Source organism: uncultured Thiodictyon sp., from assembly GCA_903837595.1.
GTDB lineage: Bacteria > Pseudomonadota > Gammaproteobacteria > Chromatiales > Chromatiaceae > Thiodictyon.
In genome coordinates this window covers 1-11,588 of sequence record CAILVI010000509.1, presented here as the reverse complement: position 1 = coordinate 11,588, position 11,588 = coordinate 1, and the positions used below count along the sequence as shown (strand labels likewise).

Genomic DNA, 11,588 nt, shown 5'->3' with positions numbered 1-11,588 from the left:
GCCCCGGCCACCGGAGGTCGAGGCTTTAGCCGGTCCGGCGTGCAGGCGCCACTGATTTCTCTTGGCCATGGCGGGAACCGCCACCGGCTAAAGCCTCGACCTCCGGTTGCGGACGAACCGTCGTTGGCCGCAACGCTGATCAAGGTCGTCCGGAGTGCGAAGTGATGGAGCGGTACGAGAGCTATAAGCCCAGTGGCGCGGAATGGATCGGTGATATCCCTTCACACTGGGAAATTCGCCCCGGCTTTACCTGCTTCAAAGAGAACAAGGATCGCAACAAAGGGCTAGTCGAGAAGACGGTCCTTTCACTAAGCTATGGTCGGATCGTTATCAAACCGGAGGAAAAGCTGACTGGCCTGGTCCCTGAGTCGTTCGAGGGCTACCAGCTGATCATCCCCGGCGACATTATCGTTCGCACCATTGACCTGCAAAACGATTTTACAAGCCTTCGCGTTGGTTATGCCCGGGATCGCGGCATGATTACCTCCGCCTATCTCGCCTTGAGGTGCAGCCCGGAGGTAAACTCGGAATACGTTTGCCGCTTGCTTGAATGCTACGACGCACTGAAAGTCTTCTATGGAATGGGGTCGGGATTGAGGCAGAACATGGATTTCTGGGATTTCAAGCGGCTTCCGATCACCGTTCCGCCGCGTCACGAGCAAGACCGCATCGTCGCCTTTCTCGACCAGAAAACCGCCGAAATCGATGCTGCAATAGACAAGAAAGAGCGGCTAATCGAGCTATTTCTCGAACAAAGGATCAGCCTCATAAGGCACTCAATTCTGCGAGGACTTGCTCCGAATGCTCCAGTGCGTGATAGTGGGATTGATTGGATTGGTGCCATCCCCAATCACTATCATATATCCCGATTGGGTTTTGTCGCAAGAATCGGCAACGGTTCTACGCCGAACAGGTCCGTGCCCGGCTATTGGAATGGCGGCGACATACCGTGGCTAAATAGCTCTAAGGTCAATGATTTCGAGATTACCGAAGCCGACCAGTTCATTACTAAGCGGGCCGCAAGGGAATGCCATCTACCGCTGGTAGCGTCAGGATCGCTTCTTGTCGCGATAACTGGGGAAGGAAAAACACGCGGGATGGCGGCGCTGACAAGGATCGATACAATGATAAACCAGCATCTAGCTTATGTCACAGTTACAGATAATAGGCTTCATCCTGAGTTCCTGCTTTACTATCTGACAAGCATTTATCAGGTCCTGCGTGACGAGTCATCTTCACAAGGAAGCACCAAAGGTGCTATCACATGCGGTGAGCTTGCGAAGATTCCTATTATATTCCCTCCGATCGATGAGCAGCTTCACATCCTCGCGCAATTAAAGCTGCTGCTTGACCAGACTGAAAAGAGTCTTTCCATTACTCGACGCCAGATCGCATTCTTGCTTGAGTTTAAGTCTGTTGTGATCGCCGAGGTCGTTGTCGGAAAACTGCGAGTTTAGAAATCATGGTCAGCCAAACCAACGAAGCCGCCCTTGAACTGCACATCGAAAAGGCACTCGCCCGGGACGGATACCACATCGGCGACCCGGCCGATTTCGACCGCGAATTTGCCATCGACCGTAAACTCTTCTGGGGCTTCCTGGAAGAGACCCAGCCCCAGGAACTCGCCAAGCTGAAGGATCGTCCCAACTGGCAACGGCTGGTATTGGAGCGGCTGAACAAGAAGATCCGCAAGGGCAGCATCATCACCGTCCTGAAGAAGGGCATCGACATCGACGACGCCCATTTCGACCTGCTCTACCGCTCGCCCTACAACGACCTGAACCCGGAGGTCACTGCCAGGTTCAAGTCCAACCGATTCAGCGTCACCCGCCAGGTGCATTGCAGCGTCAAGTCCATTGACATGGCCATCTTCGTCAACGGCTTGTCGTTGAGTACGCTGGAGTTGAAGAACCCCTGGACCGGCCAGAAGGTATCTGACGCCATCAAGCAATACCGGACCACGCGCGATCCGCAGGAGCCCCTGTTCGAGTTTGGCCGCTGCCTGGTCCACTTTGCCGTGGACCCGGACGAGATTTATATGTGTACCCGCCTGGCGGGCGCGGACAGCAACTTTCTGCCATTCAACCAGGGGTGCAACTTCGGCAAGGGCAACCCGGTCAACATCAACGGCCCCAAGACCGATTATCTCTGGCTGGATATCCTGCGGCGCCAGAGCCTTGCGAATATCATCGAGCAGTTCGCCAAGTTCACCCTTGAGAAGGACAAGAGGACCGGCAAGGAGCAGCAGGTTCTCTATTTCCCGCGCTACCAGCAACTCGACGTCGTGCGGCTCCTCCTGCGCCAAGCCAGGCAGGACGGCGTTGGTCAGACCTATCTGGTTCAGCACTCGGCGGGTTCCGGCAAATCGCACTCGATCACCTGGCTGGGCTATCAACTGGTGGAACTGTACGACGCCACCGGCACCGCCAATGTGTTCGATTCGGTGATCGTGGTCACGGATCGGCGCGTGCTCGACTCCCAGCTCAAGAACAACATCAAGCTCTTCTCCGAGACCAAGAACATCGTCGCCCACGCCGGGAGCAGCGCTGAGCTCAAGGCGCACCTAGAACTGGGCAAGAAGATCATCATCACCACGGTGCAGAAGTTCCCGTTCATCGTCGACGGCATCGAGGACCTCACCGACCGCCACTTTGCCGTCATCATCGACGAGGCCCATTCATCCCAGTCCGGGACGGCCGCGGACACCCTGAACACCACGCTCGGCGCGGTGGACGAGGAGGAGCCGGAAGACCTGCAAGACAAGATCCTCAAGGCCATGGAGGGGCGCAAGATGAGCAAGAACGCGAGCTTCTTCGCCTTCACCGCCACGCCCAAAGCGGCGACGCTGGAGAAGTTCGGGCAGAAACGCGCGGACGGCACCTTTCATCCCATCCATCTCTATTCCATGAAGCAGGCGATCGAGGAGCGATTTATTCTCGACGTGCTGGATAAGTACACCACCTACAAGAGCTACTACGAGGTAAAGAAGTCGATCGAGGGGAATCCGCTATTCAATAAGGCGAAGGCCCAGAAGCGGCTCAAGGCCTTTGTCGAGGCCAGCCCGGAATCGATCGAGGTTAAGGCCGCAATCATGGTGGATCATTTCATGAGTTGCGTCTGGCAGACCAAGAAGCTCAAGGGCAAGGCCAAGGCGATGGTGGTGACGCAGAACATCGAATCCGCCATTCGCTACTTCTCCGCGATCCGCGACGCGCTCATAGCGGTCAACGCGCCATTCAAGGCCATGGTCGCCTTCTCCGGCGACAAGACGGTGGACAAGAACAAGTACACGGAGGAGGGCATCAATGGGTTCCCCGCCGGGGTGCTGCCCGAGAAGTTCGCGCAGGATGACTACCGGATACTCGTCGTCGCCAACAAATATCTCACCGGCTTCGATGAGCCCATGTTGCATACCATGTACGTGGACAAGCGGCTGCAAGGGGTGGTCGCCGTACAGGCGCTCTCGCGTCTCAACCGCTGCAACTGGAAGCTGGGCAAGACCGACACCTTTGTGCTCGACTTCTACAACACGGTAGACGACATCAAGGCGGCATTCGATCCGTTCTATACGGCCACCAGCCTGAGCGAACCCACGGATGTCAATGTACTCCACGACCTAAGAGAAGCGCTCGACACCGTCGGCGTCTATGAATGGTCAGAGGTCACGGCCTTCAATGAGAAGTTTTTTGGCGGCGCCGAGGCCGCAGAGCTTCACCCGATCATTGACACGGTCGTTGCGCGCTTCGATTCGGACCTGGACGACGAGCAGCGCATCGACTTCAAGATCAAGGCCAAGCAGTTCGTAAAGATCTACGCCCAGGTGGCGGCCATCATCGCGTTCAACAATGTGCAGTGGGAGATGCTGCATTGGTTCCTCAAGCTGCTGATTCCCAAACTCGTGGTCAAGGACCCGGAGCGCGATAAGCTCGATGCGCTACTCAACAGCGTCGACTTTTCCACTTACGGACTGGAGCGCTCCCGGCTTGGGGTGAAGATCGACCTGGACGCATCACCGGGTGAGCTCGATCCCCAGAATCCCAATCTCCGCGGCGGGCATGCGCAGCCGGAAGAGAAGGACCCGCTGGATGAGATCGTCCGGGCCTTCAACGAACGACACTTTGCGGGTTGGGAGGCGACACCGGAAGAGCAGCGGGTGAAATTTCTCAATATCGCCGGGCATGTGCTGAAGCACGCGGACTACCAGGCACAAGTCCAGAACAACCCGGATACACAAAACCGCAAGCTGGCCTTGGAGGGCCTGATTCGACAGGCAATCAGTATCGAGCGGCGCAAGGAACTCGACCTCTACAAGCGCTACTCATCCGATCCCGATTTCAAACTGGCATTTGATGCGAGCATTGCCAGAGTCCTCAGCTCCGTTGGCAGTGCTGCGATCGTAAATCGCAGCCCGGGGACATGAGCACTTCCCATACCGCCAGGTGACTCCATGCGCTTTTTCAACACTGAAGGCCCGGTAAGACCGCAGGACCATTACTGCCTGCCGCCCCTGCAACGCTGGGACCTGGACGAGGTCCTGCGGCTGATCGAGCAGCAAAAGTATTTCCTGCTCCACGCCCCACGCCAGACCGGCAAGACCACCTGTCTGCTGGCGCTGATGGAGCATCTGAATCGCGCGGGCCAGTATCGGACCCTCTACGCCAACATCGAAGGGGCGCAGAGCGCGCGTGAGCATGTCGACGACGGGATGGCCACCATCTGTAGCGTGCTGGGCCGTTCGGCTCGGCTCTATCTGGGGGATGGACGGCTCGCCGACTGGTATCGGGACGGCGGGGCCGCCGTCCCCGCCGGTGACCGACTCGCGCAACTGCTGGAGTTCTGGGCCGCGGCCGATCCGCGGCCGGCGGTGCTGTTGTTGGACGAGGTGGATGCACTGGTCGGCGACACCCTGATCTCGGTGCTGCGTCAGTTGCGCGCGGGCTACACCCAGCGTCCGACCGCCTTCCCGCAGACCGTCATCCTGTGTGGCGTGCGCGATCTGCGCGATTATCGGATTCATGCCCGCTCCGAATCGAGCCCCATCACCGGCGGCAGCGCCTTCAACATCAAGGCCAAGTCCCTGCGCTTGGGGGATTTCACGGCCGCCGAAGTAACCACCCTGCTCGGGGAACATACCGCTGAGACCGGGCAGGCCTTCACCCCCGAAGCGCTGGCGCTGGTCTGGCATCTGACCCGGGGCCAGCCCTGGTTGGTGAATGCACTGGCCTATCACGCCTGCTTTGAGATGCCGGAGGGCCGCGACCGCACGCGCCCGATCACGGTGGACCTGATCGACCAGGCCAAAGAATATCTGATCCTCAATAGGGTCACCCATCTGGACCAATTAGCCGATAAGCTGCGCGAGGAACGGGTGCGCCGCGTGATCGAGCCGATGCTGGCCGGCACCCAGTTGGGTCAGGTCGCGGAGGACGACATCCAATATCTGATCGACCTGGGGCTGTGCCGGATGGCACAGGGTCAGGGGCTCACGATCGCCAATCCAATTTACCGCGAGGTGCTGCCCCGGGCACTGACCTTCACCTCCCAGGCCTCGCTGCCCCAGATCAGCCAGACCTGGCTGAACACCGACGGCAGCCTGAATCCCGAACGGCTGCTGGACGCCTTTCTCGCCTTCTGGCGCCGCCATGGCCAACCGCTCCTGGGCAGTACGCCCTATCACGAGATTGCCCCGCACCTGGTGCTGATGGCCTTTCTGCACCGCGTCATCAACGGCGGCGGCACCCTGGAGCGCGAATATGCCATCGGCTCCGGGCGCATGGATCTGTGCCTATCCTACGGGGCACTAACGCTGGCGATGGAACTCAAGGTCTGGCGCGACCGCGCCGCGGACCCGCTAGCCGAGGGCCTGGACCAGTTGGACGGCTACCTGGCCGGACTGGGGCTGGACGCCGGCTGGCTGGTGATCTTCGACCGCCGCTCGCACCAGCCGCCGCTCGCGGAGCGCACCGCGAGTTGCGAGCAGAGCAGTCCGCAGGGTCGGCGCATCCAGGTGATCCGCGCCTGAGCCGCAGCTGAACTATCCTTGAAGGACCAGCACCCGGTCCATTGGCGTAGCCAGTTTGAATCAATCCCCGCCTCATCCCGACCCTGCCGCCCCCCAGTCCCGCTGGGAGGGCGGCCGGCTCGCACTACTCGACCTCTGGCACGACCGTCGCACCACCCTGGTGTTGGTGCTCACGGTGGCCGCCATCATCGCCCCACTGATGCTGCTGCTCGGGCTCAAGACGGGGGTCATCGCCACCCTGCGCCAGGACCTGTTGAACGACCCGCGCACGCGCGAGATCATCATCTATGGCGCCCATCATCTTGACCGCGCCTGGTTCCAGACCATGGCGCGGCGCCCCGACGTCGGCTTCCTCCTGCCCCGTACGCGCACCATCAACGCCACCATCGACCTGCTGGACGGCGCCCAGCGCCCCGCCGAGGCGATCGACCTGATCCCGACCGCCGCCGGCGACCCGCTGCTGCCGCCCGGACTGCCCGCCCCGGTCAGCGCGGACCAAGTACTGCTCACGCAGACCCTGGCCCGGCGGCTGGGGCTCAGCCCCGGCACGCCCCTGAGCGGGGTCTTGAGCCGCTCCCGCAACGACACCCCGGAAAATGCCCAGTTTCCCTTGGAGATCATCGGCATCATCCCAGAGGACCGGGTGGCGCGTGAGGCGGTCTTTACCCACATGGATCTCCTGGTCGCCGCCGAGGACTACCGTGACGGCCTGCGCCCTACCCTTGCCGACCTGCGCGCCCCGAACGCAGACACCCGCCCGGAGTTCGCCGGTGCCCGACTCTATGCCCGCGATCTGGAGGGGGTCGACACCCTGGCGGCGACCCTGCGGCTACAGGGGATCGAGATCCGCACCCAGGCCGAGCGGATCGCCACCGTGCGTGCCTTCGATCGGACCCTCTCCTTCATCCTGCGGATCATCGCGCTCATCGGACTCACCGGGGGCGCCCTAGCCCTGGGTGGCGCACTCTGGGTGAACGTAGAGCGCAAACGCCGGGATCTGGCGCTGCTGCGCCTGTTCGGCTTCCGCCATGGCACCGTGGTCCTGATACCGCTCGTGCAGTCCGCCGTCATCGCAGCGCTGGCCTTCCTGCTCGCGGGGCTGGCCTACGGTGGCGGCGCCGGGGCCTTCAACCGCAGTCTGGGTCAGAACCTGGCCGGCCAGGGCTATGTCTGCCGGCTGGAGTCCGCACACCTGGCCGCCGCCGCCACGGCCACCCTGTTGGTCGCACTGATTGCGGCGGCGGCGGCCGGATACCGGGCGAGCCGGATCGATCCGGCGGAGTGCCTGCGCGGCGGCTGATCCTGGAAGCCACTGCGTTTGCTTACGCACAGACACGGGGAACGCCACGCCAGACAATGCCGCAGGCGGAAACACCCGCTTGGACCCGCAACGACGCCACGGCTGGCCGCCAATCGCCCATTATGCGGGCGGACCTTCCCATGCCGGCAAATCGAAGGAACAGTGATGGACCAAACGGCAGACCCGCCAACCGAGCAACACACCGAATTCCGCACGCTGGCCCGCCAATTGTGGACCATCTCGAAGGTGTTTTTCGCCTCCGAGGTCCGGTACAAAGCGCTACGCTTTACCATCATTCTACTCACCCTCTCGCTCTGCGTCGGTGGTGTGCAGGTACTCATGAGCTATGTGGCGCGGGATTTCATGAGCGCCATTGCCGAGAAGGACGTACCGGCCTACTGGAAATGGCTATGGTGGTATCTCGGCACCTTCGCGGCGGCCGTACCGCTCGGGGTTTACTACCGGTGGACGGAGGAGCGTCTGGCCTTGCTATGGCGCGAATGGATGGCGACGCACCTGATCAAACGGTATTTCAACAACCGCGCTTACTACCGGCTGCGCGGCTCCGCCAGCATCGACAACCCGGACCAGCGCATCAGTGAGGACGTGCGCAATTTCACCGCCACCTCGCTGTCCTTTATGCTCATTACGCTCAATGCCGGGGTGACGCTGATTGCCTTCCTCGGCGTGCTATGGACCATCTCATCAACCCTGGTCTGTGTACTTTTCGTCTACGCCGTGGCCGGCACCGGACTCAGCATCCTCATCGGCCGTCGACTGATCGGGCTCAATTATCGGCAATATCAGAAAGAGGCGGATTTCCGCTACAGCCTGGTACGGGTGCGCGACAACGCCGAATCCATCGCCTTCTATCGCGGTGAACCGCGCGAGCGGGGCGACCTGATCGGGCGCCTGGGTGCGGCGGTCCTGAACATGCTGAGCATCATCGGCTGGAATCGTAACCTGGCGTTTTTCGTCACCAGCTACAACTACGCGGCCATCGTCCTGCCGGTGGTGATCGTCGCCCCCTTGTTTATGCGCAGCGAGGTGGAGTTCGGCGTCGTCACCCAATCGGCCGGCGCCTTCGCCCAGGTCCTGGCGGCCGTCTCGCTCATCATCACTCAATTCGAACGCCTGAGCGCGTATCTCGCAGGTGTGCAGCGCCTGGGCATGTTGTGGGACGATCTGGATGAATTCGATGCGGAAGAAGACCAGCCGGCACCGGCGGACAGTCAGGAAGTCAAGGACGACAGCCGCACGGTGAAACTGGACAAACTGACGGTGTGCACACCGGATGCGGCCAAGAAAATACTGGTCACCGAGCTGTCCTTTGAACTGCGGCGCAATCAGAGCCTACTGATCATGGGCGCCAGCGGCACCGGCAAGAGCTCGGTGCTGCGCACCATCGCCGGGCTGTGGCCGATCAGCTCCGGGTCACTCGCCCGTCCGCCGTTGCGCGACATCATGTTCCTGCCCCAGCGCCCCTATATGATCGACGGCAACCTGCGCGACCAATTGCTCTATCCCTATCCCGAGCGCAATGTGAGCGACGCGCAGATCATCGCGGTGGTGGGCAAAGTCAATCTCGCCGATGTCTTAGACCGCGTTGACCACGATCTGGATCGTGTGCTGGACTGGATCAACGTGCTGTCCGTTGGTGAACAGCAGCGCGTGGCGTTCGCGCGGCTGTTCTTGCGAGCACCCGCGTTTGCCTTCCTGGACGAGGCCACCAGCGCATTGGATGAAGACAATCAGGCACGGTTTTATCAACTGCTCAAGGACTCACGTATCGGCTTCATCAGCGTCGGACACCGCACCACGTTGATCAAGTATCATGAGCGCGTCCTGCAACTGCACCGCTCGGGGAGTTGGAAAATCACGCACCAGCGCGAAGACCAGGCGTGAGTGATTTCCGGACTTAGGATGAGTCCGGACGGCTCGCCCGGAGCCAGTGGCGGGCTTGCGCAACGCTGAGCAAGCGCCCCGGGTGCGGTGCCTCGGGGTCCAGGTAAGCATCCAGGTTCATACCCTCCCCGATCGGCGGCCAGGGCGGCGGCGGGCGCTGGAAGTGGCCGCGGCGATTACGCATGTGGCTACGATCGCTCGCAAATTCCCGCCGGTAGTCGGCTGCCGCAAGCACCCGAAACAGCGGGGCGTAGATGGCCGGCAATTGGTCGGTCAGGGCGAAGGTCCGATCCAGCCAGTCAAGGCCCGGGGTCGGCAGCGGCAGTCGGGTATCCTGGTCCCAAACCCTACCCTCACCGTCGACCACCACCACATGATAGTCCCAAGCGATCAGCTGGCCCGGCGGGGCCTCACGCTGGTGGAGCAGTGGACAACGCCCGGCGCGGCTCAAGAGAAAGACCACATGACGCTTGCCAGCGCCCAAGGCCGGCTCGGCACACAGCCACCAGGCGTTTTCCTCGCAATAAAAAGGTTGGTAGTGGAAGCCCAGGTCCACGGCAGTGGCAACCGTCAATCATAGAGGCGCAGCGCTTGGGTGTGCGCGAGCCATTGCACCTCATCCACGACCAGGCGCGACTCCAGGTCGCCGGGGCGCGCCTCACCGTCATCCACCCACTCGCGTAGCTCGGCGCCACCGGTCAGCAGGTCGATGGCCAGGCGCTCGTTCTCATACTCGTAGGGAAAGACACGCCAAAGCGGATAGTCCGGGTATTCCAGGCGCACTGATTTGAGCAGGAGTGCAATCAGCCGATAGGGCCTGAACTGGTCATGACGGTACTGCGCGTTATCCGTATGGAACTGGAGCCCGGAGCAGAGTCGGCCGGCGTGCTTGTGAAAGGTCGGCTCAAACCAGCAGGGCCGGATGAAAACACCCGCCGTCCACGCGGCACACTCTGACTCCATGCGGGCCAGGATGCGCCCGAAGTCCAGGTCCGGGGCACCCACCAACTCCAGTGCAACGGTGGTCCCCCGCCCTTCCGACAGGGTCGTCCCCTCAAACAGCACGGTCCCCGGAAAACAGCGGGCCATGTTCAGGCTGGAGGCGTTTGGGCTGGGGTTGACCCAGGCCAGCTCCGCCAGCGGCCAGCCGTAACCCGGTGCCTCATCCGGCCGATAGCCGTCCATCGGGATCACGTGCAGGTCAATGTCCAGGCGGCGCTCACCGACAAACCAGCGGGCCAACTCACCCAGGGTGAGACCGTGGCGCATGATCAGCGGCCCGGCCCCGACAAAACTCTCCCAGCCGGCCTTAAGGATGCTGCCCTCGACCGGGCGGCCCGCGGGGTTGGGGCGGTCCAGGACCCACAGCGACTTGCCCGCGGCGGCACAGGCATCAAGCAGGTAGGCGAGCGTGGTCACATAGGTGTAGATGCGGGTGCCGATGTCCTGGAGGTCGACCAGCAACACGTCGAAGTGATCCAGCATCGCCGGGGTGGGATAGCGCACGTCGCCGTAGAGGCTGAAGACCGGGACGCCGTGGCGGGGGTCGACGAAATCGGCACTCTCCACCATGTTGTCTTGCTTGTCCCCACGCATCCCGTGTTGCGGACCGAAGGCGGCGGTGAGCCTTAGATCACCGAGTTCCATCAGGGCATCCAGGCTGTGGCGACCGCGCGAGGTGACCGAGGCGGGATGACCGAGCAAGGCCACACGGCGCCCGCGCAGAGGCCGACGCAGCGCCGGGGCGGCAAGCAGGCGATCGATTCCGAGCTGGATCATGGACAAACCTGGAGGGAACAAGAGACAGCCAGGTATTGTCGCCGCATCCCCGGCGCAACTCAAGCCGCGCACGGCGACCCGGGAACCCGGTAACGGCCATGGCGCCCGCACCACCCCGTAAGTGGAGCGCGCTCCCGGCGCGACTTTCAGGATAGACTGCCGCGCCCGAGCGCCCGCGAGCGCCCTTCTAGTCAGCAGTGAGACCAGTCATGTCCGAGTTCAACCAAGTCACCGTGGTTCGCGAGGCGAACATCTTTTTCAACGGCGGGGTCACCAGCCGCACCGTCATCTTTGCAGACCATAGCAAGAAGACCCTCGGGATCATGCAACCCGGGGACTATGAGTTCAACACCAGCAGCGGGGAGCTGATGGAGATCCTGGCCGGCGACCTGGATGTGCAACTGCCGGGTACGGACGCCTGGCAGACCTTCACGGGCGGCCAGGCGTTCACGGTGGGAGCCGGGGAACGCTTTGGATTGCGGGTACGGTCAGTGACCGATTACTGCTGTTCGTTCCTGCCCTGAGGCGGCGGGCGCCGGTCTTGGGGCCGGCGTCGCGTCACCACTGCAGGCGCTGGCGCAG

8 protein-coding genes are annotated in these 11,588 nt (G+C 62.0%); 6 read left to right on the top strand and 2 right to left on the bottom strand.

The annotated features are described in order from the left end of the window. The first annotated feature begins 164 nt into the window (after positions 1 to 164). The 5 genes from QZY44_RS30945 to QZY44_RS30925 all read left to right on the top strand — a co-directional run bounded on the left by QZY44_RS30945 (position 165) and on the right by QZY44_RS30925 (position 9,227). The gene (locus QZY44_RS30945; protein ID WP_295456730.1) at positions 165 to 1,457 is read left to right on the top strand and encodes a restriction endonuclease subunit S; all 1,293 of its coding nucleotides are present in this window, start codon (positions 165 to 167) and stop codon (positions 1,455 to 1,457) included. A 5-nt stretch (positions 1,458 to 1,462) separates the two neighbouring features. Further along, complete coding sequence (locus QZY44_RS30940) at positions 1,463 to 4,420, top strand: type I restriction endonuclease (protein ID WP_295456727.1); 2,958 nt, start codon at positions 1,463 to 1,465, stop codon at positions 4,418 to 4,420. 27 nt (positions 4,421 to 4,447) lie between these two features. Beyond that, on the top strand, positions 4,448 to 6,022 hold the full coding sequence (locus QZY44_RS30935) for an AAA-like domain-containing protein (protein WP_295456725.1): 1,575 nt from the start codon (positions 4,448 to 4,450) through the stop codon (positions 6,020 to 6,022). Between the two features lie 55 nt (positions 6,023 to 6,077). After that, positions 6,078 to 7,322 (top strand): FtsX-like permease family protein, encoded by a 1,245-nt coding sequence (locus QZY44_RS30930; protein WP_295456723.1) that lies wholly within the window; start codon positions 6,078 to 6,080, stop codon positions 7,320 to 7,322. Positions 7,323 to 7,487: 165 nt separating this feature from the next. Beyond that, positions 7,488 to 9,227 (top strand): ABC transporter ATP-binding protein/permease, encoded by a 1,740-nt coding sequence (locus QZY44_RS30925; protein WP_295456720.1) that lies wholly within the window; start codon positions 7,488 to 7,490, stop codon positions 9,225 to 9,227. Between the two features lie 13 nt (positions 9,228 to 9,240). Here the strand turns inward: QZY44_RS30925 and QZY44_RS30920 are convergent, their stop codons facing one another. Together QZY44_RS30920 and QZY44_RS30915 are read right to left on the bottom strand one after the other, a co-directional pair. Next, positions 9,241 to 9,801, bottom strand: coding sequence for a hypothetical protein (locus QZY44_RS30920; protein WP_295456718.1), 561 nt, complete (start codon positions 9,799 to 9,801; stop codon positions 9,241 to 9,243). Next, a complete protein-coding gene (locus QZY44_RS30915; RefSeq protein ID WP_295456716.1) occupies positions 9,798 to 11,006 on the bottom strand; it encodes a DUF1343 domain-containing protein in 1,209 nt (402 codons plus the stop codon). The genes QZY44_RS30920 and QZY44_RS30915 overlap by 4 nt, the downstream gene beginning before the upstream one ends. Before the next feature lie 209 nt (positions 11,007 to 11,215). Here QZY44_RS30915 and QZY44_RS30910 point away from each other — a divergent pair, with 209 nt between their 5' ends. Next, positions 11,216 to 11,530, top strand: a complete 315-nt coding sequence (locus QZY44_RS30910) for a pyrimidine/purine nucleoside phosphorylase (RefSeq protein ID WP_295456714.1) — start codon at positions 11,216 to 11,218, stop codon at positions 11,528 to 11,530. Positions 11,531 to 11,588 lie beyond the last annotated feature (58 nt).